The sequence below is a fragment of the Aidingimonas lacisalsi genome (assembly GCF_008079445.1).
GTDB classification, from domain to species: domain Bacteria; phylum Pseudomonadota; class Gammaproteobacteria; order Pseudomonadales; family Halomonadaceae; genus Aidingimonas; species Aidingimonas lacisalsi.
On the sequence record NZ_VRYH01000003.1, the window covers coordinates 96499 to 123276 of the forward strand.

Annotated in this window: 23 protein-coding genes; 11 read left to right on the top strand and 12 right to left on the bottom strand. The window is 58.5% G+C overall.

The window, feature by feature from the left end; all coding sequences use genetic code 11:
- Positions 1-3 precede the first annotated feature (3 nt).
- From lpxB to tilS, 5 genes are all read left to right on the top strand, one after another.
- Complete coding sequence (lpxB, locus tag FVV99_RS06675; protein ID WP_148253286.1) at positions 4-1197, top strand: lipid-A-disaccharide synthase; 1194 nt, start codon at positions 4-6, stop codon at positions 1195-1197.
- Complete coding sequence (rnhB, locus tag FVV99_RS06680; protein WP_201745046.1) at positions 1194-1805, top strand: ribonuclease HII; 612 nt, start codon at positions 1194-1196, stop codon at positions 1803-1805. The genes lpxB and rnhB overlap by 4 nt, the downstream gene beginning before the upstream one ends.
- Positions 1806-1866: 61 nt before the next feature.
- Positions 1867-5367: a DNA polymerase III subunit alpha gene (gene dnaE / locus FVV99_RS06685; protein WP_148253288.1), complete on the top strand. Its 3501-nt coding sequence runs from the start codon at positions 1867-1869 to the stop codon at positions 5365-5367.
- 107 nt (positions 5368-5474) lie between these two features.
- The gene (accA, locus tag FVV99_RS06690; protein WP_148253289.1) at positions 5475-6428 is read left to right on the top strand and encodes an acetyl-CoA carboxylase carboxyl transferase subunit alpha; all 954 of its coding nucleotides are present in this window, start codon (positions 5475-5477) and stop codon (positions 6426-6428) included.
- A gap of 130 nt (positions 6429-6558) precedes the next feature.
- Complete coding sequence (tilS, locus tag FVV99_RS06695) at positions 6559-7833, top strand: tRNA lysidine(34) synthetase TilS (protein WP_148253290.1); 1275 nt, start codon at positions 6559-6561, stop codon at positions 7831-7833.
- Here the strand turns inward: tilS and ppx are convergent.
- Entirely contained in the window at positions 7820-9352 is a 1533-nt protein-coding gene (gene ppx, locus FVV99_RS06700; protein ID WP_148253291.1) for an exopolyphosphatase, read from the bottom strand. The genes tilS and ppx overlap by 14 nt on opposite strands.
- Positions 9353-9854: 502 nt before the next feature.
- Here ppx and rho point away from each other — a divergent pair.
- The 6 genes from rho (at position 9855) to FVV99_RS06730 (ending at position 16495) form a co-directional block, all read left to right on the top strand.
- Positions 9855-11114, top strand: coding sequence for a transcription termination factor Rho (rho, locus tag FVV99_RS06705; protein WP_148253292.1), 1260 nt, complete (start codon positions 9855-9857; stop codon positions 11112-11114).
- A 163-nt stretch (positions 11115-11277) separates the two neighbouring features.
- Positions 11278-12780 (top strand): 4-hydroxy-3-polyprenylbenzoate decarboxylase, encoded by a 1503-nt coding sequence (gene ubiD, locus FVV99_RS06710; protein WP_148253293.1) that lies wholly within the window; start codon positions 11278-11280, stop codon positions 12778-12780.
- Positions 12777-13559, top strand: coding sequence for an NAD(P)H-flavin reductase (locus FVV99_RS06715; RefSeq protein WP_148253294.1), 783 nt, complete (start codon positions 12777-12779; stop codon positions 13557-13559). The genes ubiD and FVV99_RS06715 overlap by 4 nt, the downstream gene beginning before the upstream one ends.
- Positions 13556-14269 (top strand): dihydromonapterin reductase, encoded by a 714-nt coding sequence (gene folM, locus FVV99_RS06720; protein ID WP_148253295.1) that lies wholly within the window; start codon positions 13556-13558, stop codon positions 14267-14269. Before FVV99_RS06715 ends, folM begins: the two co-directional genes overlap by 4 nt.
- A gap of 565 nt (positions 14270-14834) precedes the next feature.
- On the top strand, positions 14835-15914 hold the full coding sequence (locus tag FVV99_RS06725; RefSeq protein ID WP_148253296.1) for a 3-deoxy-7-phosphoheptulonate synthase: 1080 nt from the start codon (positions 14835-14837) through the stop codon (positions 15912-15914).
- A gap of 68 nt (positions 15915-15982) precedes the next feature.
- Positions 15983-16495, top strand: coding sequence for a DUF3087 family protein (locus tag FVV99_RS06730; protein WP_148253297.1), 513 nt, complete (start codon positions 15983-15985; stop codon positions 16493-16495).
- A gap of 15 nt (positions 16496-16510) precedes the next feature.
- Here FVV99_RS06730 and ppk1 read toward each other — a convergent pair whose 3' ends face one another.
- The 11 genes from ppk1 to hslU form a co-directional block, all read right to left on the bottom strand.
- Positions 16511-18733: a polyphosphate kinase 1 gene (gene ppk1, locus FVV99_RS06735; protein WP_148253298.1), complete on the bottom strand. Its 2223-nt coding sequence runs from the start codon at positions 18731-18733 to the stop codon at positions 16511-16513.
- Between the two features lie 39 nt (positions 18734-18772).
- Positions 18773-19780, bottom strand: a complete 1008-nt coding sequence (gene hemB / locus FVV99_RS06740) for a porphobilinogen synthase (protein ID WP_148253299.1) — start codon at positions 19778-19780, stop codon at positions 18773-18775.
- Between the two features lie 194 nt (positions 19781-19974).
- The gene (tatC, locus tag FVV99_RS06745) at positions 19975-20748 is read right to left on the bottom strand and encodes a twin-arginine translocase subunit TatC (protein ID WP_148253300.1); all 774 of its coding nucleotides are present in this window, start codon (positions 20746-20748) and stop codon (positions 19975-19977) included.
- Positions 20745-21200, bottom strand: coding sequence for a Sec-independent protein translocase protein TatB (gene tatB, locus FVV99_RS06750; RefSeq protein ID WP_148253301.1), 456 nt, complete (start codon positions 21198-21200; stop codon positions 20745-20747). Before tatB ends, tatC begins: the two co-directional genes overlap by 4 nt.
- Positions 21201-21206: 6 nt before the next feature.
- Positions 21207-21464, bottom strand: a complete 258-nt coding sequence (gene tatA / locus FVV99_RS06755) for a Sec-independent protein translocase subunit TatA (RefSeq protein WP_148253302.1) — start codon at positions 21462-21464, stop codon at positions 21207-21209.
- A gap of 35 nt (positions 21465-21499) precedes the next feature.
- Positions 21500-21838, bottom strand: a complete 339-nt coding sequence (locus FVV99_RS06760) for a phosphoribosyl-ATP diphosphatase (RefSeq protein WP_148253303.1) — start codon at positions 21836-21838, stop codon at positions 21500-21502.
- A gap of 48 nt (positions 21839-21886) precedes the next feature.
- Entirely contained in the window at positions 21887-23509 is a 1623-nt protein-coding gene (gene ubiB, locus FVV99_RS06765; protein WP_148253304.1) for a ubiquinone biosynthesis regulatory protein kinase UbiB, read from the bottom strand.
- Positions 23506-24129, bottom strand: coding sequence for a ubiquinone biosynthesis accessory factor UbiJ (locus tag FVV99_RS06770; protein WP_148253306.1), 624 nt, complete (start codon positions 24127-24129; stop codon positions 23506-23508). The genes ubiB and FVV99_RS06770 overlap by 4 nt, the downstream gene beginning before the upstream one ends.
- Complete coding sequence (gene ubiE, locus FVV99_RS06775) at positions 24129-24875, bottom strand: bifunctional demethylmenaquinone methyltransferase/2-methoxy-6-polyprenyl-1,4-benzoquinol methylase UbiE (RefSeq protein WP_148253308.1); 747 nt, start codon at positions 24873-24875, stop codon at positions 24129-24131. The genes FVV99_RS06770 and ubiE overlap by 1 nt, the downstream gene beginning before the upstream one ends.
- Before the next feature lie 99 nt (positions 24876-24974).
- Entirely contained in the window at positions 24975-25358 is a 384-nt protein-coding gene (locus tag FVV99_RS06780) for a gamma-butyrobetaine hydroxylase-like domain-containing protein (protein ID WP_148253310.1), read from the bottom strand.
- Between the two features lie 95 nt (positions 25359-25453).
- Positions 25454-26776, bottom strand: a complete 1323-nt coding sequence (gene hslU, locus FVV99_RS06785) for an ATP-dependent protease ATPase subunit HslU (RefSeq protein ID WP_148253311.1) — start codon at positions 26774-26776, stop codon at positions 25454-25456.
- Positions 26777-26778: the final 2 nt, after the last annotated feature.

Sequence of the window (26778 nt, forward strand, 5' to 3'; positions counted from 1 at the left end):
ATCATGACGAACCGACCGCTGAAGATTTACGTGGTTGCCGGAGAGCTGTCCGGCGACTTTCTGGGTGCCGGCCTGATGCGGTCATTGGCTTTGCGCCACCCCCATGTCGAGTTTCGCGGCATTGGCGGTCCGCGCATGCTGGCTGAAGGGATGGATAGCCGTTATCCACTGGAAACACTATCCATCATGGGGCTGGTCGAAGTGCTGAAACACCTGCCGAGATTGGTGGGCGTTCGACGCGCCTTGCGACGGGATGCCCTGGCATGGCAACCGGATATCATGATCGGTATCGATGCGCCGGACTTCAATCTCGGTTTGGAGCGTGCGCTGCGTCGGAAGGGAGTCACGACGGCTCACTATGTCAGTCCGTCCGTTTGGGCGTGGCGGCAAGGTCGAGTCAAGGGAATCGCGCGTTCCGTGGATGCCATGCTGACGTTCCTGCCCTTCGAGGCCGCGTTCTATCGGCAACACCACGTGCCGGTGGCGTATGTCGGCCATCCGCTGGCCGATGAATTACCGCTGGATAATGATCGCCAAGGGGCTCGAGAGACCTTGGGGCTGACGATGAGCGCGCCGGTCCTGACGGTATTACCCGGGTCTCGAGCCAGCGAAATCCGCTTCCATGCGTCGGTCTTTCTCGATGCCGTCGAACGTTTGCGCTCGGAGCGTCCCTCATTGCAGGTAGTGGTGCCTGCGGCAACCCCGCAACGGCATAGAGAACTGCAGGCGTTGCTGGCACAGCGACCCGCTCTCGCGGCGCATGTCATGCTTCTCGATGGTAATGCCCGACAGGCCATGATAGCGGCGGATGCCGTGCTGTTGGCATCTGGAACCGCTGCGCTGGAGGCCATGCTCTGTCACCGTGCCATGGTGGTCGCCTACCGGATGGCACCGATGACGTACCGGTTGGCCAGGCGACTGGTCAAGACGCCATGGATATCGCTGCCGAATCTGATCGCGCGTGAGGCCCTGATTCCTGAGTTGATCCAGGATGCAGCCAGCGCCGCAGCGATTGCCGACAGACTGACAGTGCTGCTGGACGATGACGAGGAGCGCCATGACCAAGAACGTCGTTTCACGTCCATGCATGCCGAGCTTCAACGGGGAGCCAGCGAACGTGCTGCCGATGCCGTGACGGCCTTGATCGAGCGCCGTTCCTTACCTGACGGTGTTGTCAACGGAGAGGAATCACCATGAGTGATACTGCATGGCCGCCCTTGACGATTGATTACGATGGAATTCATCTAGCCGGTGTGGATGAGGTGGGGCGCGGACCGTTGGTCGGTGCCGTCGTGGCTGCTGCCGTGATCCTCGACCCTGAGACTCCCATCCCGGGGTTGGTCGACTCCAAGACCCTGACAGCCAGGCGCAGGGAGTGTCTGGATCAAGACATCCGCGAGTTCGCTCTGGCTTTTGCCGTCGCTGAAGCCTCTCCGGCCGAGGTCGATGAGTTCAACATCTATCATGCCACCCACCTTGCCATGCGCAGGGCAGTGGATGCGCTACCTGTGCCTGCGGAATACCTGCTGGTGGATGGCAACCGACTACCAGGGCATGACTTGCCTGGCCAGGCCGTGGTAAAGGGCGATGCTCGCCATCCGGCCATTGCTGCGGCATCCATATTGGCGAAGGTATATCGGGATGCTCAGATGACACATCTGGATTCGAGGTACCCGGGTTACGGGTTCGCCCGCCATAAAGGGTACCCAACGGCCGAGCACCTCGCAGCTCTGGAACGCCTGGGGCCCTTGCCGGAACACAGGCGTTCCTTCGCCCCGGTCAAGCGACAATTGGCGCTATTCTAGTGTAACGATGCCAGGCACAATGCCTGGTAGCTGACCATTATCGACAGATCACGAGTCTCATATGACTACCCCTTTTGTTCATCTTCGCGTGCATACGGAGTTCTCGCTCGTCGACGGCTTGGTAAAACTCAAGCCGCTGGTATCTGCGACCGCCCAGCAAGGCATGCCGGCGGTGTCGGTGACTGACGAAACCAACCTGTTCGGCCTGGTCAAGGCGTATACCGGCGCTGAAGGAGCGGGCCTCAAGCCGATCATCGGTGCCGATCTCTGGTTGGAGAATGCCCATGATGAGTCACACCCATACCGCCTGACGCTACTGGCAATGAATAACGAGGGGTATCGGCATCTCACCGAGTTGATTTCCCGCGCCTGGGTGGAAGGTCAGCAACGCGGTATCCCCTTGCTAAAGAAACCCTGGGTGTTCGAACGGAGCGAGGGGTTGATCGCTCTGTCGGGGGCACGGGAAGGTGAGATTGGCCGGTATCTCCTGTCCGATCATCGTGGCGAAGCCGACAAGTTGCTGGAAGAGTGGAACCGCCATTTCCCGGGCCGCTTCTATCTCGAACTGGTGCGAACGGGGCGCGCTAACGAAGAAGAGTGCCTGCACCTGTCGGTGGAGCTGGCAGCTGCAACCGGTACACCGGTGGTAGCCACCAACGACGTACGCTTCCTGTCCCGCGATGAGTTCTGGGCACACGAAACCCGCGTCGCCATCGGTGAAGGCAAGGCGCTTGACGATCCAAGACGTGAACGTCGTTACAGCGAGGAGCAATACCTCAAGAGCCCCGAGGAAATGGCGGAGTTGTTCGCCGATATTCCCGAAGCGCTCGAGAATAGTGTCCTGATTGCAGCCCGCTGCAATGTCGAGGTTCGCCTGGGTGAGATTTTCCTGCCCGAATTCCCGATCCCGGAAGGGATGACCCAGGAAACGTTTTTCCGCAAGATTTCTCACGATGGTCTCAATGAGCGCCTGGCCCAGCTCTTCGATGGGCCCAGCGCCATCTACCAGGGGCGCAACCGGGCCGACTATGAAGAAGCCTATCGACAACGACTGGACTTCGAGCTCGATATCATCTTGCAGATGGGCTTCCCCGGTTACTTCCTGATCGTCATGGACTTCATTCAGTGGGCCAAGGAGAATGATGTGCCCGTCGGACCCGGGCGTGGTTCCGGAGCCGGCTCGCTGGTTGCCTATGCCTTGCAGATCACCGATCTTGATCCGCTGGAATACGATCTGCTGTTCGAACGCTTTCTCAATCCCGAACGGGTATCGATGCCCGACTTCGATGTCGATTTCTGCATGGAGAAGCGAGATCGAGTGATCGAATACGTTGCCGATCACTATGGCCGTGATGCGGTATCCCAGATCGTGACCTTCGGTACCATGGCTGCTAAGGCGGTAGTCCGTGATGTGGCGAGGGCCCAAGGGAAGCCATACTCACTGGGTGACAAGCTCTCTAAACTGATCCCGTTCGAAGTCGGCATGACTCTGGCCAAGGCCCATGAGCAGGAAGAACCGCTGCGCGAGTTTCTCGAGCATGACGATGATGCCCGAGAAATCTGGGACATGGCACTCAAACTCGAAGGCATCACGCGTGGTAGCGGCAAGCACGCGGGTGGGGTCGTGATCGCTCCCACCAAGTTGACCGATTTCGCTCCCCTGTTGTGTGAAGACGATGGGAGTGGACTGGTTGTCCAGTTCGACAAGAACGATATCGAGGAAGCCGGGCTGGTCAAGTTCGACTTCTTGGGACTCAGGACCCTGACGATCATCGACTGGGCCCTGGAGATGGTGGATCAAGTCCGGGCGGCTCAAGGGGAGGGACCGTTGGATATCAACACCATTCCCCTGGATGATGTGCCGACGTTCGACCGCCTGAAACGGGCCGAAACCACGGCGGTATTCCAGTTGGAATCCCGCGGTATGAAAGAGTTGATCAAACGCTTGCAGCCCGACTCGCTGGAAGACTTGATTGCTCTGGTTGCGCTATTCCGTCCCGGCCCGCTGCAATCGGGGATGGTCGATGATTTCATCAACCGCAAGCATGGTCGGGCCGAGGTCTCTTATCCGCACCCGGATTATCAGCATGAGTGGCTCAAGCCGGTACTCGAGTCGACCTATGGCATCATCCTCTATCAGGAGCAGGTGATGCAGATCGCTCAGGTCATGGCTGGCTACAGTCTGGGGCAGGCCGACCTATTGCGACGTGCCATGGGCAAGAAAAAGCCCGAAGAGATGGCCAAGCAGCGCGTCGGCTTCATGGAAGGTTGTGAAGCCAACGGTATCGATCGCGATCTGGCAGGCAATCTGTTCGACCTGGTTGAGAAATTCGCGGGTTATGGCTTCAATAAGTCGCACTCGGCCGCCTATGCTCTGGTTTCTTATCAAACCGCATGGCTCAAAGCGCATTATCCCGGCCCCTTCATGGCGGCGGTACTGTCCACTGAGATGGATAACCTGGACAAGGTGGTGCCGCTGATCGAGGAGTGTCGCCATCTCTCGCTGACCGTGACGCCGCCCGATGTCAACGTCGGTGGCTACAAGTTCACCGTCGACGATGAGGAGCGTGTGGTCTATGGCCTGGGAGCCATCCGAGGCGTTGGAGAGGGGCCCATCGGTGCTATCGTCGAGGCTCGCAATGACGCTGGGCCGTTTACCGACTTGTTCGATTTCTGCCGCCGTGTCGACCCCAAGAGGATGAACAAGCGCACTCTCGAAGCACTGATTCGTGCGGGTGCACTGGATCGTCTCGGTCCCTCGCGCGCCGTTCTTACGGCTGCCCTTGAAGCGGCGATCAAAGCCGCGGCACAGAATCATGCCAATCAGACGCAGGGCATGATCGATATGTTTGGGGAGGCTTTCGCCGAGACGGAAGCCGAGGATGTGTATGCCGATTTCCGCCATGTGCGAGACTGGACCGACAAGGTTCGCCTGGCGGGGGAAAAAGAGACTCTGGGGCTGTACTTGACGGGCCACCCGATCGATGAGTATGAGCATGAACTGACTCGGTTCGTATCGACACGTATTGCCGATCTCAGACCGTCGCGTGAGCCACAACGGGTGGCAGGCTTGGTGGTGGCCATGCGGACGATGAAGTCGAAGCGTGGTGACACCATGGCATTCGTGACACTGGACGATCGCACTGGCCGAATCGAGGCCTCGCTGTTTGGCGAGCTTTATGACCAGTTGCGCGGACGCCTGGAGGCCGATCAGGTGATAATCGTCGAGGGGGAAGTCGCCAATGATGATTATACTGGTGGGCTGCGTTTGCGTGGCAAGGAAGTCACTCCCATGGTGGATGCGCGCACCCGCTACGGTGAAGCGATTGAGTTGTCACTCGATGGCCGCCGGGTCAACGGGCGATTGGTTGACTCGTTGCGGCATAGTCTGGCGCCGTGGCGAGATGCACAAGGGCTTCCGGTGCGACTTCGGTACCGCAATGAGGAAGCCAGCGGTTGGCTCGAGTTAGCCGATGAATGGCGTGTGGCACCCAGCGATGAGTTGTTGGTGGCACTACGGGATGTCGAGGGGCAGGATGGTGTCCGCCTTCGGTATCGTTAAGTGAGTGGTGGCTTGCGCCGGCGGCGCAAGCTGCGATAATGCCTGACAATGTCTCGAGACTGCCACGCAGTGGTGTGGCAGCCAGATTCCGACAAAGCTGAAGCGCTATGAATCCCAATTATCTTGATTTCGAACAGCCTATTGCCGAGTTGCAGGCGAAGATTGAGGAGTTGCGACTAGTCGGCAACGACAGCAAGATCAATATCAATGAAGAGGTCGTCAAGCTCCAGGAAAAGAGCAAGAAGCTCACCGAACAAATTTTCCGTGACCTCAGTGCCTGGCAGATATCGCAGCTCTCTCGCCATCCCAAGCGACCTTATACGCTCGATTATCTGCAGCACATTTTCAGTGATTTCGATGAACTGCATGGTGACCGACACTTCGCTGACGATGCCGCGCTCGTCGGGGGGATCGCGCGTCTGGATGACAAGCCGGTCATGGTCATCGGTCATCAGAAAGGCCGTGACGTCAAGGAAAAAGTCCGCCGCAACTTCGGCATGCCGCGCCCCGAAGGGTATCGCAAGGCGTGTCGCCTGATGGAGATGGCGGAACGCTTCAAGATGCCGGTGTTGACGTTCATCGATACACCGGGCGCCTATCCCGGTATCGATGCCGAAGAACGAGGCCAGAGTGAAGCGATCGCGTACAATCTGGCGGTCATGTCACGTTTGAAGACCCCTATCGTGACCACTGTCGTCGGCGAAGGTGGGTCGGGTGGCGCTTTGGCCATCGGAGTGTGCGATGAATTGCAGATGTTGCAGTATTCGACCTATTCGGTGATTTCGCCGGAAGGATGTGCCTCGATTCTCTGGAAGAGCGCGGAAAAGGCCTCGGAAGCAGCTCAGGCCATGGGGATCACTGCCGAGCGTCTCAATGAGCTCGGCTTCGTCGATACACTGATCAATGAGCCACTAGGGGGAGCGCATCGTCATCCGGTGGATACCGCCGCTCGTATCAAGACCGCTCTACTCGGTAGCCTGGAACGCCTCCAAGCCATGGATACATCGGCGCTGTTGTCGCGGCGGTATGAGCGTCTCATGAGTTATGGGGCGCCGGCCTGATAGTCCAGGGTGAGGCTTGTCCAGGACCGTCCTGTTTCGGTCTTTGCCGTCTGGCCCTGGAATGACTTGCCGCGTCTCTACCTTGGCCAGGCGACGTTCGAGATAGGCTCGCTGCCTTAGAGGTACGGTCATGCCCCTTCAATCCCTGATCGACGATGCCTTGGCGAAGACACCGCCAGGGCGGGCTGTCTGGATTGCCCTTTCCGGCGGACTCGATTCCTCGCTATTGCTGACGCTGGTCGCTGAGGCGCGGCATCGTCACCCACGCGATCTGTATGCCGTTCATGTCAATCACGGCCTTCAGTCGGCCGCTGCCGACTTCGAACTGCATAGCCGTCGGTTGTGTACGCAACTCGGTATTCCCCTCAGTGTCGACAGGGTCGCAGTGGCCGAGAATCATGAGTCGGGGCTCGAGGGAGCGGCGCGTGAGGCTCGTTACGCTGCTTTCCTACGGCATGTCGGTACCGACGAGGCATTGTGGTTGGCCCAGCACCGCAATGATCAGGCCGAGTCGTTTCTGTTGGCGGCATTGCGCGGCAGCGGCACGCGGGGGCTGGCGGGTATGGGGCAAGTTCGACATTGGCGTGGGCGACGGCTTATGCGTCCGTTGCTGGATGTGCCCCGGTCGCAACTGGAAGCGCTGGCTCGGCAGCGAAATATCTCATGGATCGAAGACCCGACCAACGCGGATACGGTCCAGGACCGCAATTTCCTGCGCCAGCGCGTACTACCGTTGCTGGAGCAGCGTTGGCCGGCGGCCAGCGCTTCGCTGGCCACATCGGCGCGACTGGCCGGTGACGCCGATGACCTTCTCGACGACCTGGCGGCTCTGGATCTCGCGGTGGCGGGAGGGGACCCGACTTGTCTTCCGGTCCATGCGCTCCTGGCGTTGAGTGGGCCTCGCCTTCGCTTGCTACTGCGTTATTGCTGTCAACGACAGGGCTTGCCGACACCACCCGCTGCACGCCTGGCGACACTCATCGAGCAGCTGACTGCACGGCACGATGCCAAGGTGCATATCACCTGGACCGGAGCGGAGGCCCGTCGTTGGCGTGGACATCTCTACATGATGGAGACGCGAGATAGTATGCCTGAAGAATGGTGGGCATCCTGGAATGGCGAGTCGCGGTTGCTGACACCCTTGGGGCCCTTATGCTGGCAATTGCAATGCCGATCCGGCGACGCGACCTCGTTGCATGTCTCCCCTCGGCTGGGCGGGGAGCGCCTGCATTTGCCGCGACGCGGACATCGCGATCTCAAGCGACTCCTCCAGGAGCAGGAAATGCCACCGTGGCGGCGACAGGATGTACTGGTGGTCTGGCATCACGATACGCCAGTGGCGGCATTGGAGCCGACAGGCGCATTTGGGGTGTGTGCCGAGGGATGGCAACTTACTCCGATATGATGTCCAGAGCATAGCCGGCCGAGCGCTGATAGTCGGCTTCCTGTTCCAGGTCGTTGAGCAGCAGCGCCCGTTCGGGGAGTTCATTATTCAGTATGACGCTCAGGCCTTCGCCGTCGACATGAAGCTCGATACGCGTCATGGGGAGTTCGGGCCGCGAGTGATTGAATATGACAGCCAAGCGTAACAGGCGTGCCAGCTTTGCCATGACGGCCTGATGGCTCGGCGGTAGTGACTCGAGCTCCTTGATCGGGAACTTGCGCCGATGGGCCCGGACCAGAAAAGCCAGCATCTGTTGTTCGGGGCGTGAGAAACCGGGTAGATCGGAATGTGCCAGTAGATAGGCGCCATGGCGGTGGAATTGGCTATGCGAGATGGCGAGACCGATTTCGTGGAGTTGCGCGGCCCAATCGAGAAAGGTCACCTGCCCGTCGCTGATTGACCAGACATCCTGTACCTGCTGCAAGCATGCCCGTGCTGTCTCAGCGACATTATCGGCTTGTCGGACGTCGACGCCAAAGCGTTGGCGCAGTGCATGAAGGGTCTGCAGGCGCGGGTCTTCAGCCGTATGTCGGCCAGCAAGATCATACAAGACGCCTTCTCGCAAGGCCCCATCCGAGTAACGCATGTGTGCGAGATCGAAGGCATCGAAGATGGCGCACAGAATGGCGATGCCGGCAGGGAAGACCGTGGCGCGATCTGCCTTGAGTCCCGCCATGGCGAGTTTGTCGAGACGCTTGTTCTTGAGTAGCCTCTCGCGCAGCGACCAGAGCCCCTCTCGAGTAATGATACCTTCGGGACCATCGTTGTTGGCCGCTATGACGGCGGCTGCGGCCTTGATGGTGCCACTGGAGCCGACAGGATCACTCCAGCCCAGTTCCTGATAGTGGCGGCGAATATGCGCCAGCTCCGACAACGCGGCGAGTTCCGCTTTGCGAAAGCGCTTCTCGCTGATCTCGCCATCACCGAAAAAACGTTGGGTATAAGCGACACAGCCCATGTGCAGACTTTCCAGGGCCAATGGTACGAACTGCTCGCCGATGATGAATTCAGTGGAACCGCCACCAATGTCGACGATTAGACGCCGGCCGTGCACGTCGGCCAGGGCATGAGCTGCGCCCAGGTAGATGAGTCGAGCCTCTTCGCGGCCCGACACGATTTCGATCGGATGGCCGAGCAAGGCTTCCGCGCGCTCGATGAACGCCAAGCTGTTGTCGGCAGCACGCAGTGCATTGGTACCGACGACGCGAAAACCGGAAGGCGGAATGTCCGTGATGAACGGGCAGAAGCGAGCCAGGCAGTCCAATGCCCGTTCCATGGCCGCTTCACTCAACACACCATGTTCGTTGAGCCCCGCTGCCAGTTGCACTTTTTCTCCCTGCTTGGCAACAACCTGCAATTGCCCACCGACATAATTGGCCACCAGCAGGTGGAAGCTGTTGGAGCCTAAGTCGATGGCTGCCAACCGGCGCGGTTGAGAAGTTGAGTCGGGCGTCCTATGCGTGGCCGTGGGGGTGGTCATGACGTATCCCTTCGGTCGATATGGGCATAAGGTTGCGGGGCGCTGCTGGGCTTGTCAATCGGCATCGATACTCATGGTCGGGGGCGGCGATTAAGCCAGTGAATTTACCAAGGGGGTTGCGTTTGGCGTCGTGCTTGACTACCATCGAGTCGTTCGCCTGTTCCGAATGCTTCCCGACCGCGTCGCGGTCAAATTCCAAGTCGTCAGATAGCCCGCTGATTCATTCGATGATGCCTGAGCATCATTCTTGATAATCAGGCGATACGATGATTGACTATAACGCCTCATTTGCGTCCTCCCCGGTCTTTGATTCCTCCGTGGAGAGGTCAATTGGCAGCCAGTGATCGCTTACCGTTAGTCTTAGCAGGCACGGCAAGACGTGTTGGACCAAAGTGGCGAGATTCAGGGCTCTGAACGCATCACGCGGCGTACCGTCACCGCCTCCTGTCGTTTCCCGGCGCATAGCCGCTCACGCTGACACGAGCAATTTCTGAACAAACCGATGAATCTTACCGAACTCAAGCAAAAGACCGTTCCGGAGCTTTTGGATATCGCCCGCGAGATGGGGATCGATAACCTGGCCCGGTCACGCAAGCAAGACATCATCTTCGCCATCCTGAAAAGGCATGCGAAAAGTGGTGAGGACATATATGGCGATGGCGTACTGGAGATACTGCAGGATGGTTTTGGATTCCTGCGCAGTGCCGACAGTTCCTATCTCGCCGGTCCCGACGACATCTATGTCTCACCCTCGCAGATTCGCCGTTTCAATCTACGCAAGGGCGATAGCATCGCCGGCAAGATTCGTCCTCCCAAGGAAGGCGAACGTTACTTCGCGCTTCTCAAGGTTAGCCAGATCAACTTCGACAAGCCTGAGAACGCCAAGCACAAGATCCTTTTCGAGAACCTGACGCCACTGTTCCCGCAGGAACGTCTCGTCATGGAGATCGGAAATGGTTCCACCGAGGATCTCACGGCTCGTGTTATCGACCTGACGTCACCGATCGGTAAAGGGCAGCGTGGCTTGCTCGTTTCCCCACCGAAGGCCGGCAAGACGTTGATGTTGCAGAACATCGCGACATCGATCACGCGAAACAATCCCGAATGTCACCTGATCGTGCTGTTGATCGACGAGCGCCCTGAAGAAGTGACCGAGATGTCGCGTACCGTACGTGGCGAAGTGGTCGCTTCGACCTTCGATGAACCACCGGCGCGCCACGTGCAGGTCGCCGAAATGGTGATCGAAAAAGCCAAGCGTCTCGTCGAACACAAGCGTGACGTGGTCATCCTGCTCGATTCCATCACCCGTCTGGCGCGCGCTTACAACACTGTCGTCCCCTCCTCGGGCAAGGTGTTGACCGGTGGGGTCGATGCGCATGCCTTGGAAAAACCCAAGCGATTCTTCGGGGCAGCGCGTAATATCGAAGAGGGTGGCAGCTTGACCATTATCGCGACAGCGCTCGTCGATACTGGCTCCAAGATGGATGAAGTCATCTTCGAGGAGTTCAAGGGGACCGGCAACATGGAAGCTCACCTGGATCGAAAATTGGCTGAGAAACGTGTTTATCCGGCCCTGAACATTCGTCGTTCAGGAACTCGCCGCGAGGATCTGATCGCCTCCGAGGATGAAATGCAGCGTATGTGGATCCTGCGCAAGCTGCTCAATCCGATGGAGGATGTCGCGGCAACTGAATTTCTGATCGACCGTTTGAAGGATACGAAAACGAATATCGAGTTTTTCGAGGCCATGAAGAGACGCTGATTCTAGCCGGTTACGCTTGAGTGGGCCCTGTCGGAGATCGACGAACGCAGGCGGTTTTCTGCTAGGGTTGTATCACTGGGGTCAAGCGTCCAGCATCGCGAGCAACACAACGAGGGGCGGCATGCTATGCTGCCCCTTCGTTTTTCCGGTAACGGGATAGCCCATGAAATATAAGGACTTGCGCGACTTCATCACGACGCTGGAGTCTCGTGGAGAGCTCCAGCGGGTCACCGCAGAGGTGGATTCCTATCTGGAGGTCACCGAAATTTGTGATCGGACCTTGAAAGCGGGCGGACCAGCGTTGCTGTTCGAGAACGTCAAGGGCTACGATATGCCGCTGCTTGGCAATCTCTTCGGAACTCCGGAACGGGTGGCAGCCGGTATGGGCCAGGATAGCGTGGAAGCCTTGCGTGAGGTGGGCAAGCTGCTGGCTTTCCTCAAGGAGCCGGATCCTCCCAAGGGATTCCGTGATGCCTGGGATAAACTCCCGATCGTCAAGCAAGTCATGAGCATGGGACCCAGGACGTTGAGCAAGGCCCCTGTGCAAGAGGTCGTCCTGGAAGATGAAGCCGTCGATCTGGATCGGTTGCCGATTCAGCACTGCTGGCCGGGTGATGTGGCACCGTTGATTACTTGGGCGTTGGTGGTAACCAAGGGGCCACAGAAGACGCGTCAGAACCTGGGCATATACCGCCAGCAGAAGCTTGGCAGGAACCGTCTGATAATGCGCTGGCTGGCGCATCGCGGCGGAGCCCTGGATTTCCAAGAGTTTCAGCGTACCTATCCTGGCGAACCGTTCCCGGTAGCGGTATCGCTGGGTGCTGATCCGGCGACCATTCTGGGAGCAGTGACGCCGGTTCCGGACAACCTTTCGGAGTATGCCTTTGCCGGCTTGTTGCGCGGCTCTCGTACTGAGTTGGTCAAATGCGGTCATGCCGACCTGGAAGTACCGGCATCGAGTGAGATCGTGCTGGAGGGCTTCATTTATCCGGACGACGTGGCCGAGGAGGGCCCCTATGGTGACCACACCGGCTATTACAACGAAGTGGAAACGTTTCCGGTATTCACCGTCGAGCGGATGACCCATCGCCGTAATCCTATATACCACTCTACATATACGGGGCGTCCACCAGACGAACCGGCGATCCTGGGACTGGCATTGAACGAAGTGTTCGTCCCGATTCTGCAGAAACAGTTCCCCGAGATCGTCGATTTCTATCTGCCCCCCGAAGGCTGTTCCTATCGAATGGCGGTGGTCACCATGAAGAAGCAATACCCGGGTCATGCCAAGCGTGTGATGATGGGGACATGGAGTTTCCTGCGTCAGTTCATGTATACCAAGTTCGTCGTCGTGCTTGACGACGACGTTGATGCCAGAGATTGGAAGGATGTGATATGGGCCATGACCACTCGCATGGACCCATCGCGTGATACCGTGCTGGTCGAGAATACGCCAATCGATTATCTGGACTTTGCGTCACCGGTGTCCGGATTGGGATCGAAAATGGGTATGGATGCAACCAGTAAATGGCCTGGTGAAACGGAGCGCGAGTGGGGAACGCCCATCGTGATGGACGAAGCGGTCAAGGCGCGGGTGAATGATCGCTGGAGCGAACTGGGTATCGAGCTACCTGCCGCTTACCCCAACCACAAGAGGACATCATGACGGTCAGGACATTGACCTGCCAAGTCACGGCGGTGGAAGACCTGACGCCGGATGTGTTTCGTGTACATCTGGCGGGCCGCTCAGAGGCCATGGTTCACGCGCCGGGACAGTATCTCGAACTCCAACTCGATGAGGAAACCTGGGTTCCTTTTTCCATTGCCAATGCCCATGCGGACGATGGCTACCTCGAGCTCCATATCCAGCACTGGCCGGAGCGGGAGAATTCTGCACGTCTGCGTGAAGTGGTGCTGCATGCCCATCAGTTGTCCCTGCGGTTACCTGGCGGCGATTGTGTCCTCGATACCACGAGCCAACGCCCCTTGACGTTGATCGCCGCAGGGACAGGATTTGCCCAGATGAAAGCCATCATCGAGGCAGCGCTGGAAAGCGATCCTGCGCGCGAGATCGAGTTGTGGTGGGCCGTCAAGGAGCGACGCGACCTGTATCTGGAAAGTCTACCCAGAGAGTGGGCGGCCACGTATCCCAACTTTCGTTTCCATGGAGTGATCGAAGTGGATCGGCCCGATGACTTCGCCAATGAGCGCACTTTCGCCTATCAGGGGCGGATCGACGACGTCCTGGCCAGGTCCATCGATACACTCGCAGGCTGTGATGTGTATCTGTCGGGCTCCCCCGGGATGGTGTATAGCTGCATCGACAGTCTAGCCATGCGTGGACTGGACCCTTCTCGTACCTTCTCCGATGTCTTCGCCTATGCCCCGCGCGAGCCGCTATTTCCAATCGACGTCAGTTCGCCGAGCAAGGAGTCGCTGACATGAGTGCGGCACCTATCCTGATTACCGGCGGCGCTCAGCGTCTTGGGCGGTACTGTGCCGAACGGCTGCTTGATGACGGTCACCCGGTGATCGTCAGCTACCGGCGCGAGCGTCCCGAATTGGAGGCTCTGCGCAACTTGGGCATCGTGACGCTCCCGGCCGACTTCGCTACCGAGGCCGGCATCCACGATTTCATCGAGCGGCTCAAGAGTGAAACCGGCTCGCTCAGAGCGATAGTCCATAATGCCAGCGATTGGGCACCGGATAGTCTCGACGAGGAGGCTGGGGCCAATTTCGAGCATCTATTCCGGGTACACATGCAGGCCCCTTATTTGATCAACCTGCAAGTCCGGGAATTACTCGAGCAGGGTGATGAGCCGCAACGCGACATCGTCCATATGACCGATTACGTTGCCCAGCGAGGTTCGCGAAAACATGCCGCCTATGCGGCGTCCAAGGCAGGTCTGGAGAATCTGACGCTCTCCTTCGCTGCGATGTATGCGCCGGCCATTCAGGTCAATGCCATCGCTCCAGCCATGATCATGCTCAATGACGGCGATGACGATGCTTACGCTGAAAAGGCCAAGGCCAAGTCGGCCATGCGGATGATCCCTGGACCGGATGTCATATATCAGAGCCTTCGTTACCTGCTCGACAACCGCTTCGTAACAGGCGTGACCCTGCCGGTCGATGGGGGACGCCACTTGCGTTGAGTTGATGAGCAATGGCATCGTTGTCGGCAGACTGCGCCTCGACCATGGAGTGGAGATGACTTGTCAGATAGGCTCAGCCATGTAAGATAGAGCGTTAACAGCATTAACGATTTGGAGACATCCATGCCTGCCAGGCTTGTAACAAGGCGACTGACGAGCACCGCCAAGCCAGCGGTCGGCAGTGTCGTGTACAAGCCAAAAGCGGCATTCGGCTTCTGGCGCTATTGGTTTAGCGCCGGCGCGTCGGCGGTCGGGATGTAGCATCCATACCGCGAGGCGCGCCCGATCAGCCCGGGTTGCCTCCCTGTTTCATGACCCCCGGTCGGCAACCCGACCGGGGGTTTGTCGTTAGTGGCAGCGCTTTGGTGACCGGAAACCATGCAAGGAGAATTCGACATGACCGACCGACACACTGTTAGCACCATGCCTGGCTTGACTCTCTATGCCTATGGGTATGGCAGCTGGCGATTTAGTGGCTGTCGGTCGGTTCAGTATGCCACCTCCGGCCGGCATCGCATCGGTGGCTCGACGCTTCGATGTTCTGTCATCTGCCGGAGTACCGACGATGAATGCCAAGCTTGACCTCTGTGATAACGACACCCTGCCGTCGTCGAACGCATCCACCGAGACGACGCATTACCCGCTGCCTACACCGAACGCACTGCGCGAGCGGCTACCGATTCCCGAATCGCTGAAGCATGCCATCGATGCCCAGCGCAACGCCGTGAAAGCCATCATCGAGGGCAGGGACGATCGCATGCTGGTGGTCGTAGGTCCCTGCTCGATTCATGATCCCCAGGCCGCTCGGGAATATGCCGAGCGCCTCGTCGAACTGTCACGGCGAGTCGATGATCGGCTCTTGCTGGTCATGCGTGTCTATGTCGAAAAGCCCCGTACCACCGTAGGTTGGAAAGGACTGGCTTACGATCCGCAGCTTGATGGCAGTGATGACATGGCTCGGGGGCTGCATTTGTCGCGATCACTGTTGCGCGATATCGCGGCCATGGGGATGCCGGTGGCCACCGAATTGCTCCAGCCGATGGTCGCTGCCTATCTCGACGACGTGCTGGCATGGGCGGCCATAGGGGCGCGTACTACCGAATCACAAGTGCATCGGGAACTGGCTAGTGGACTTCAGGCCGCTGTAGGTTTCAAGAATGCGACTGATGGGAGGTTAGGCGTGGCGATCGACGCGATGCGAGCGGCTGCCCACCCCCAACGTCATTTCTCCATGGGTAGTGATGGAGGGCCGGCGATTCGCGAAACGGCGGGAAATCGTGCGACTCACATCGTATTGCGCGGCGGTCATAAGGGGCCGAACTACCAGCGTGACGAGATACGGCGCTGTCGACAAGTACTGGCCGACACTGGGGTGTCTACGCGCATGATGGTCGATTGTAGTCATGCCAACTCGTGCAAGGATCACCGCCGTCAGGGCGAGGTGTTACGCGCTGTCATGGATCAGCGGTTGGCAGGTGATGAGAATCTGATGGGCGTGATGCTCGAAAGTCACTTGCGAGAAGGCAAGCAAGTGCTGGCGGCAGACTCGTTGACGTACGGCATGTCGATTACCGATGCTTGCCTGGGATGGGATGAAACGCAACGGTTACTGGAGGAGGCGGCTGAGAGCCTACGGTATTCCTGAATGGACGACGGCGGCATCGCACCAGCATAATCTCGGTCCATATTCATGACACCGGGAAGCCTTGGGCAATGATATTCCGACTCGAATCGTGTGACGCTGGCCGCTATCGGCGTAAAGCACGCATCATCAGTGTTGCCATGGCGGCCCAGATGGTCGTGCTTGGAATCGCCTTTTCGCAATGGCTGGCGTATGCCTTCGGGACGGGTGTCTGGTGCTATCTGCTGGGCATGTTGTTTGGGCTGCTGGCCACCAGTGTGATATTTGCCGTCTTGATCGAGCGTCCCTGGTTATCGGAGATGCGCTATGCATGGCAGCTCAGGCAGCGCCTGTCTCAGATCCGAGGGTATCTGCCGGCGCTGCGACAGGCTGTCGATGACGATAACCCGACCGCATTGGATGTATTGGCCTTTTATCATCGAGGGCTCGAGCAACTCGCAGTCCTCAATGGTCGGGCTCTCGATGAAGGCGCCGATCGACAGGCGGAAAAGGCCGTCGTGCAGCGGCGCCGCGAGATGCTGGGGCTGCCGCCTGACGTCGACGGCTTTGACCCCGAGGACTTGAGTGCCTTCAAGAAACGATAGTGTGGCTGCCATGTCCTATGCCTTGTGGGCGTAGGCATAAAGCAGCGTCTCCTGAGCGCTGATCGGCGCATGATCACCGGGTTCTTGCTTGACGTACGTACCGTCGCTTTGCAGCAGCCAACTCTGGCAGTTGTCGACCAGGTAGGTTTCCAGGTCCTTGCGGATGCGTGCGGCCAGCTTCTTGTCGAGTAGTGGGAAACCGGTTTCGACACGGTGGAACATGTTGCGTTCCATGAAGTCCGCGCTTGAGGCCCATGCCTCCGGTTTGCCGTCGTTGTAAAAGTAAAACACGCGAGTGTGTTCCAGGAATCGGCCGATGATCGAGCGGACACGGATGGTTTCCGAAATACCTGGTACGCCGGGACGCAAACAACACATGCCGCGGATGATCAAGTCGCATTCCACGCCGGCTTGTGACGCACGGTAAAGGGCGCGGATCAGCTTGGGTTCGGTCAAGGAATTGCACTTGATGATCAAGTGGGCGCGCTTGCCCTTCTCGGCATACTGGGCTTCGCGATCGATCATGGCCACCAGTTGTTCATGCAGGGTAAAAGGCGCGTGGAGCAATCGTGCGATATGGCGTGCCTTGCCCATACCGGAAAGCTGCTGGAACACCTTGTGGACATCCTCGCATAGCGTTTCATCGGCGGTGAGCAGGCTGTAGTCGGTATACAGCTTGGCCGTCTTGGAGTGGTAATTACCCGTCCCCAAGTGGGCGTAGTAGCGCAATTCTCCTTTCTCGCGGCGGACGATATGCAACAGCTTGGCGTGGGTCTTGTAAGCCATTACACCATAGATGACGATGGCACCGGCTTCTTGCAGGCGTGAGGCAAGCTGTAGATTGTCGGCTTCATCGAAACGCGCTCGCAATTCGATGACGACCGTGACTTCCTTGCCATTGCGCGCGGCATCGACCAGTGCGCTGACGATCGGGGAATCGGCGCCGGTGCGATACAGGGTCTGCTTGATGGCTAGCACATTGGGGTCGAGGGCTGCTTCGGTGAGCAGATCTTCAATCGGCGTGAACGACTGGAACGGGTGGTGCAGCAGGATATCGTTCGAGGCGATGGTATCGAACAAACTGCCCGACTTGTTCAGTGCCTTTGGCAGCCCGGGGGTAAACGGCCGGTAGCGCAATTCTGGACGATCGACATCGGCAAGTACCGCCATCATTCGGGTCAGGTTGACCGGACCGTTGACGCGATACAAGTCCTGCTCGTCGAGTTCGAACTGTTTGAGCAGGAAGGCTGTCAGCGTCTCCGGGCAGTTATCGGCGACTTCGAGACGAACGCCACTGCCGTAACGCCGCGCCAATAATTCCCCGCGTAGTGCCGAAGCCAGGTCGGAAACGTCTTCGGGGTCCACTGACAGATCGGCGTTGCGTGTCAGGCGGAATTGATAGCATCCGCGCACTTCCATCCCGGGAAACACCTCCTGAGCATGGGCATGAATCATCGAGGAAAGAAAGACGTACTCACTGTATCCCTCCTCGCTAAGGGATGTAGGGAGCGCAATGAGTCGGGGCAAGGAACGCGGCGCCGGCAGGATGGCCAGTCCACCCTCACGTCCGAAGGCATCCTTGCCATCCAGTTCGACAATGAAGTTGAGACTCTTGTTGACCAGTCTCGGGAAGGGGTGCGAAGGATCCAGCCCGATCGGACTGATGACCGGCATGATCTCGTCGGCAAAATACCCGCGCACCCACTCGGCTTGAGCCTCGCTCCAGTCACTGCGTCGTCGAAAGCGCAAACCCTGCTCATTCAGCGCCGGAATCAGAGTCTCGTTGAGTATCCGATACTGGCGCTCCACCTGCTCATGAGCGGTTCGGGCTATTTCGGCCAGTACGGTACGGGGAGGCAGCCCGTCGGCGCCGCTGTCTTCATGACCAAGCGCAATCTGGTGTTTTAGCCCGGCCACGCGAATTTCAAAGAACTCGTCGAGGTTCGAAGAAAATATCAACAGGAACATCAAACGATCGAGTAGCGGGTGCGAAGCATCCAGTGCTTGCTCCAGCACTCGTATATTGAACTGCAGGTTCGTCAGTTCCCGGTTGAAATAGAGCGAGGAATCATCGAGATCGGTCTCCGGCGAAGGAGCCGACTTGGCGTGGATACCGGTCCGCGTCCGGTTGATCCGCAGCGGTGTCGGCTCGCTGGAGAGGGCGTGATCGCTTCCCGCGACACTGGGTGGGGTAGCGTGCTGTGCGCTGTCATCGTCTGGGCGGTGCGAATCTTCCATCATGGCTCCATGAATTATGGAAGGGCCCGGCCCTCCCGTTCATTGCATCAACAGGCGCGCTACACGTTTGGCAAAGTAGGTCAGGATGCCGTCGGCCCCGGCGCGCTTGAAGCACATCAGCGACTCCAGCATCACGCTGTCGGCGTCCAGCCAGCCCCGTTCGAAGGCGGCCATGTGCATGGCATATTCACCGCTGACCTGATAAGCAAACGTGGGGACCTGCAACTCCTGCTTGACTCGTCTTACAACATCCAGGTAGGGCATACCCGGCTTGACCATCACCATGTCGGCACCTTCGGCAAGATCCAGTGCCACCTCATGCAAGGCCTCGTCACTGTTGGCTGGATCCATCTGGTACGTGCGTTTGTCGGCCTTGCCCAGGTTACCGGCGGAACCGACGGCATCACGAAAAGGGCCATAATAGTGAGAGGCGTATTTGGCGCTATACGCCATGATGCGTGTGTTATGCAGTCCTTCCTGTTCCAGTACGTCGCGAATGGCGGCGATGCGGCCATCCATCATGTCGGATGGCGCCACCACGTCGGCACCGGCTTCTGCATGGGAAAGCGCCTGTTTGATCAGGGTATCTACAGTCCGGTCGTTGATCACGTACCCTTGGTCATCGATGATGCCGTCCTGTCCATGACTGGTGTAGGGATCAAGCGCCACATCGGTCATGATACCCAGTTCCGGCAAGGCGGCCTTGAGTTCGCGCACACTCCGTTGGACGAGACCGTCGGCATGGTAGGCTTCCTCGGCAAATTCGCTTTTCAAATCGGGGTCGACGACAGGGAATACTGCCAAGGCGGGAATGCCGAGAGTCATCGCCTCACGAGCCTCGTCGATCAATAAGTCGATCGAGAGTCGCTCGACACCGGGCATCGATGGTACGTCTTCACGTCGCCCGGTACCTTCCAGTACGAAGACCGGCCAGATCAAATCATCTGGCGTCAGGGTGGATTCGCGCATCATACGACGTGAGAAGTCCTGCTTGCGCATGCGCCGAAGTCGGGTCTTTGGGTAATGACGCGAGGTAGTAAAGCTCAATGTCTCTCTCCGGTCGAAGCACGCCTTGACCGTCGCCTCTGCCTAGTCTGGTTGTCTAAGATGACAATCTTGTGACAAGCGAGGTCGGCGTAAGGAACCAATGGGGAACATCTTGATGATGTCTTGAAGTATATCAGTGCCGTCACACACCGACAGTGTCGGCTTGTCGCACGGCAAGGGGGCAGGACGACGGATCAGTCGTTCCGAGTGTCATCCGTATCGGTGGAGTCGCGCCGGACCAGTCGCCCGAACAGGATTCCCACCTCATAGAGCAGATACATGGGAACGGCCAGCAGGCTTTGGGAGATGATGTCCGGTGGTGTCAGAAGCATGCCGATGACGAAGCATCCCAGTACGATATATGGGCGCTTTTTGGACAGGCTTTCGACAGTGGTGGCGCCCGAGAAAATCATCAGGAAGGTGGCTATGGGGATCTCGAAGGCGACACCGAAGGCAAAGAAAAGCTTGAGTACGAAATTGAGATATTGGTTGATATCGGTCATCACGGCCACGTCTTCCGGCCCGGTCTGAGTAAAGAACTCGAACAATAACGGAAAGACGACGTAGTAGGCGAAAGCCGCGCCACCGTAAAACAGGCCCACACTCGAAGCCAGCAATGGTATCGCCAGGGATTTCTCGTTGTCGTACAACCCAGGGGCGATGAATGACCAGGCTTGATGCAGCACATAGGGTACGGCGATGAAAACGGCGACGACCAGTGTCAACTTGAACGGTGCGAGGAAGGGAGAGGCCACTTCCGTGGCGATCATCTGTGAGCCTTCCGGCAACAACGCCATGAGCGGCTGAGCGACGAAGGTGTAGATATCGTTGGAAAACGCATACAACGCGAGGAAGATGATGCCGATGGAGATCACCGAACGCATCAGTCTCGAGCGCAATTCGATCAGGTGTTCGATCAGCGGCGCCTGGGAATTGTCTTGATCCTTGGAGTCATGCGAGTCGGTCATGTTGACGAATCGTCCTTGTCAGCCGGCGTGGAGTCCGATGGAGCTCCCTGGTCCGTCGCAGACGGCGGCACTGAAGCACGCCTCGACAGCGCCTTGTCAAGGCGCTGTCGGACGTCGCCCCGCGTATCATCGACGCTGTCATGGGCATGATCAGTCTCGGCAGGGCGAGGTTTATCGATGGGAGCATCGTCGGGTTCGGCGTAGCTTTCGACGTCTCGCTTGACCTTGTTCAGGCCATCGTCAAGTTTCTTCTGCTGCTGATCGAGTTTCTGCCGCAGCTCTTCGGCCTCCAATTGTGCCGAAATCTCGCGTTGCATTCCCGAGACGGTACGCTTGATCTTGCCGATCCAGAGGCCGAGTGTGCGCGCAGCCTTGGGGAGCCGTTCAGGGCCGAGCACCAACAGACCCACAACGCCCAGAAGCAGGAGTTCCAGGAAGCCGATATCGAACATTGCCGGTTACTTTCGCTCGTCCTGGTCCTCGACCTTATGTTCGGCCTTGACGTCGTAAGTCGCGCCTTCGTCATCGTCGTGACTGACGCGCTGCTGGGAGTCGTCCTTGGCCTCGTCTTTCTCTTCCTCGTGCATGGCCTTCTTGAAGCCCTTGACGGCCCCACCCAGGTCACCCCCGACATTACGCAACTTCTTGGTGCCGAAGATGAGGATAATGATGCCCAGCACGATCAAGAGTTGCCAGATACTGATACCACCTAACATAATGCTTCCCCTCAATGGCTGGCCCCGGGGCCAGGTTAATCGGTCGATCGGGCGGCCTTTTCGTCTAATCCGGAGACACCGAAACGGCGTGCCAGTTCTTCCAGGACGTCGTCATGGCTGATGCCCAGATGTGATAACATCACCAGACTATGAAACCACAGGTCGGCCGTTTCGGCGATCACGGCTTGATGACAACCTTCCACGCCGGATTCCGTCTCCTTGGCTGCCAGAATGGTTTCCGTCGCTTCCTCGCCGACTTTCTCCAGGATCTTGTTCAATCCTTTATGGTGCAATGAAGCGACGTAGGAGGTGTCCGGGGCGGCCGAACGTCGTTGCTCCAGTACCAGGGCCAATTGTTCGAGTGTATCACTCATCAGACAGCTTCCTCGGTCTCATGTCCGCATCGTATGGCAAGATACCCATTAGTGCCAGGCCAACAACAGTATTCCCAGTCCTGCTGCGGTGAGTATCGGCCATGGCTGACCCGCAACCCACCCCAGCAGCGGATCCCAGGCCAGGGCAACGGCAACCAGCAGGAGGCCGATACGGATCCGGCGAGCACTACGTGTGACATGACGCATGTGTCGGCTGACGCGATCCATGGCGTCTGCCTGGCGTCGTCGTTGCTTGTGATCGACTTCCGCTCGGACCAGTGCCTGGTGCGCCAGTACCGGCAATTCCGGTAACTGGCGCGTCAGTTCCGGCGCCTGCCGCTTGAGCGAGTTCCAGAGCCCCTGAGGACCGGCTCGCTCGTGCATCCAGCGTTCGAGATAGGGCTTGGCGGTGCTCCAGAGGTCCAGGTCGGGGTAGAGTTGACGCCCAAGCCCCTCGATATTGAGCAGCGTCTTCTGCAGCAGCACCAGTTGCGGCTGGACTTCCATGTTGAAGCGTCGTGCCGTCTGGAACAGTCCCAGCAAGACTTGACCGAAGGAAATGTCCTTGAGCGGTTTTTCCAGGATCGGTTCGCAGACAGCACGGATCGCAGCCGCAAATTCATTGGCACGCGTATCCTCTCCAACCCATCCCGATTCGATATGCAGGGCGGCGACTTCATAGTAATCCTGGTGGAAGAATGCCAGCAGGTTGCGTGCCAGGTAGTCCTGATCTTCACGGGTCAGGCTACCGACGATGCCACAGTCGATGGCGATGTATTGTGGATCGCGGCTGGTCCCTTGGGTAACGAAGATATTACCGGGGTGCATGTCGGCGTGGAAGAAGTTATCGCGGAAGACCTGAGTAAAAAATATCTCCACGCCGCGTTCGGCGAGCTTTTTGAGGTCAGTGCCCTGAGCTTTCAGGGCATCGAGGTCGGCAACCGGCACACCATGAATGCGTTCCTGTACCATGACCCGTCGTCGCGTCAGTGGCCAATGAATCGCGGGAACATAGAGAAGCGGCGAATCCTTGAAATTGCGTTTGAGTTGCGAAGTGTTGGCGGCTTCCTTGTGGAGATCGAGCTCGTCGAAAAGCGTCGATTCATAATCGGCGACGACTTCTACCGGCCTGAGGCGACGGGCTTCCGGAATCCACCTCAGGAAATAGGCCAACCGGTAGAGTAGCGCGATGTCCTGGCGCATGACGCGTTCGATACCCGGACGAATGATCTTGACCACGACATCTTCATCGCCATGCAGTCGTGCTGCGTGTACCTGAGCCACCGACGCCGAGGCCAATGGATGGCGGTCAAAAGTGGCAAAGGCGTCGGCCAGTGGCGTCTCCAGTTCCCGTTCGACCAGAGCGACGGCCTCATCGCCGGAGAAGGGGGGCACCTGATCCTGAAGTCGCCGGAGTTCGTCGGCAATATCCGGGGGCAGCAAGTCCCGACGAGTGGACAGCATCTGCCCGAATTTCACGAAGACTGGTCCCAATGCTTCCAGAGCCAAGCGTAGCCGTTCGCCACGGGGGCGTCGGCCGACGGGGATCAGACGTAAGGGTGACAGACGGAAGGCCAGGCGTAATAACCAGGGGAGTCGGTCCAGTGGAATCAGAGTTTCCAGACGAAAACGCGTGACGACCCAGATGATGCGCAGCAATCGAAAGCTCATGTCACTCCTCGCTGCCTGTCCAGACGTTGCTGCACTCGCTCCACCCTGGCGTTTAATCGGTCGAGGGTCGTTTCAAGCTCGGTAAGATGGTCCCGGACCACAGCAGCCTGCCGGCGACCGGGGAGCAGACGGACTTCTTCCCGCAGGTAATCGCAGAAGTCCGCGCTGAATTCACGGCGAGCCCGGTGCTCGATACGCACCAGACAACGTAGCCCTTCCGCTACGCCGTGGGCGGGTCCATGTCCCATCCAGCGGGCGAGTTGACCTTCCCAGTCGATATCCAGGTCCAGCAACAGATCGCGGACGGCCTCAAGTCGCATGATGTCGCCTCGAACGGTCAAGTGGCCACTGAACATCAATTCTTCGATGGAACGCCCGGCCAGCAATTCCCTGAGCGTACGCTCGTCCAACTCGACCTCAGTGTCGAGGCGATCATCCTCATGTGGTGCGCCGAATGTCAGCGAGATGCCTTCGGGGGTGACGCCGAGCAGAGCGTCAACGCGCGGACGGACCAGGCGAAACAGCAATCGCGAACCTGCAAGCCGGGACAGTCGCGCCGGCGCTGCCGGGTCTCTGGCCAGCAGGGTATTGAGGAAATGTTCCAGACCAAGGCGCCACATTACAACTTGATGCCGCGATGCAGGGCGACAATGCCGCCGGTCAGGTTGGTATACTCGACACGCTCGAGACCGGCGGACTCCATCATCGACTTGAGTGTTTCCTGGTCCGGATGCATGCGAATCGATTCGGCGAGATAGCGGTAGCTGTCGGGGTCACCGGCTACCCACTCTCCCATCTTGGGCAACATGCGGAAGGAGTATTCGTCATAGACGCGTGACAACATTGCATGGCGTGGCTTGGAGAACTCCAGGATCAACAGTCGACCGCCGGGTTTGAGGACTCTGGCCATGGAGCGCAGTGCGGATTCCTTGTCGGTCACATTGCGTAGACCGAACGCGATGGTGATGCAATGGAACGCATTGTCAGGGAAGGGCAGGCACTCTGCGTTGGCCTGCACGTACTCCACATTCCCTCCCACACCGCGGTCGAGCAGCTTCTCGCGCCCGACTCGCAGCATGGACTCATTGATGTCCGCCAGCACGACTCTGCCTTCAGGGCCCACGCGACGCGAGAACGGCAATGTCAGGTCACCGGTGCCGCCGGCGATATCCAGTACCTGATGGCCTCGGCGTACCGCAGAACGTTCGAGGGTCAGGCGTTTCCATACCCGATGGATCCCCAGTGACATCAGGTCGTTCATGAGGTCGTAGCGTGCGGCAACCGAATGAAAGACATCGGCGACTCGCGAAGCCTTCTCCTCGAGTGGTACTTCCTGGTAGCCGAAGTGGGTGGTGCGATTGTCCATCTGTGATCCCCGGTCAGACTGCGAGTGACGCCATTGTAGCTTCCTGATGCTACGCTTGTCTTTGTCGAGGAGTGAGGCGGAGCCTGGCTCGCTGCAGGCCTAGAGCTCCTTGAACTGAATGGTTTTCGGCTGACGAGATTCTCCGGCGTCTTCCAGGCGACGCAGGTAATCGGCCCAGTTGGCTTCCTGATTGATCGCCAGCGAGTACAGGTAGTCCCAACTGTATAGGCCGCTATCATGACCATCGTCGAAATGCAGCTTGAGGGCGTAACGCCCGGCTTGCGTGATGTTCTGAAGTCCCACATCCTTCTTGCCGACCTGTAATACGGCGGTATCGCCACCATGACCGCGTACCTCCGCCGACGGTGAATAGACACGCAGGTACTCGACCGAGAGCCGGTAACTTTCGCCATTCTGGTAGGCGAGTTCCAACTCACGGGCCTTCTTGTGGTAGTGAACACGGATCGGGATAGGAGCGGACATGGGATCACCTTCGGTGAGACGTCGGAGGGAAGCGGATGACATCCACGTCCCTCTTCCGTCTTCGTTCTGTCTACGTCGAGCGCCATCGCCGCATCTTATAGAATATAGCGCGACAGGTCTTCATCGACGGCGAGTTCGCCGAGTTGCGAATCGACGTACTCGGCGTCGATCGTCAACGGACTTTCCAGATCGCCACCCTTGAACGAGGCCTCATCCAGCAGTCGCTCCATGACGGTGTGAAGGCGTCTCGCTCCGATGTTCTCGGTGCCTTCGTTGACTTGCCAGGATATCTGGGCGATACGCTGAATTCCCTCGTCGGTAAAGACGATTTCCAGGCCATCGGTCGCCAGCAGCGCTTGATACTGCTTGGTCAACGAGGCTGATGGCTCTGTTAGGATGCGCTGGAAATCATCCGGCGTCAGGGCTGCGAGTTCCACGCGGATCGGGAGACGTCCCTGAAGCTCGGGGATCAGGTCGGATGGCTTGGAAAGGTGGAAGGCTCCTGAGGCGATGAACAGGATATGGTCGGTTCGCACCATGCCATGCTTGGTCGATACGGTGGATCCCTCGATCAACGGCAGAAGGTCGCGTTGGACGCCTTCACGTGAGACATCCCCACCGCTGGACTGGCCGCTGCCCTTGGCGACTTTGTCGATCTCGTCCAGGAACACAATACCGTGCTGCTCGACGGCATCAATGGCCCGGCGCTTGATCTCCTCATCGTTGACCAGCTTGGCAGCTTCCTCATCACGCAGCAATTGCCAAGCGTCCTTGACGGTGACGCGTTTGGTCTCGGTCTTTTGTTTGCCCATGTTGGCAAACAGACTCTGAAGCTGGTTGGTCATGTCTTCCATCCCAGGCGGCGTCATGATGTCGATTCCGCCGGACTGGGGTGTTACCTCGATATCGATTTCCTTGTCATCGAGTTGGCCTTCACGGAGCTTCTTCCGGAATGTCTGGCGCGTGGTGTTGTCGGTACGCGGTTGGTCCTCCTGACCACGCGGTGGGGGTAGCAGAGCATCGAGGATACGATCCTCCGCCGCGTCATCGGCTTTATGGCCCACCTCCTCTTTTGCCTGTTCGCGTACCATCTTGATCGCCGACTCAGTCAGGTCCCTGATGATGGACTCGACGTCCCGGCCGACATAACCGACTTCGGTGAACTTGGTGGCTTCGACCTTGATGAAGGGCGCGCGCGCCAACTTGGCCAATCGGCGGGCAATTTCGGTTTTCCCTACGCCGGTCGGGCCGATCATCAGGATGTTCTTCGGCGTCACTTCCGGGCGAAGTTCATCGTCGAGTTGCATGCGGCGCCAGCGATTTCGCAGTGCGATGGCCACGGCGCGCTTGGCATCCTGTTGTCCAATGATGTACTGGTCCAGAGCGTGAACGATCTCGCGGGGTGTCATCTGAGTCATGG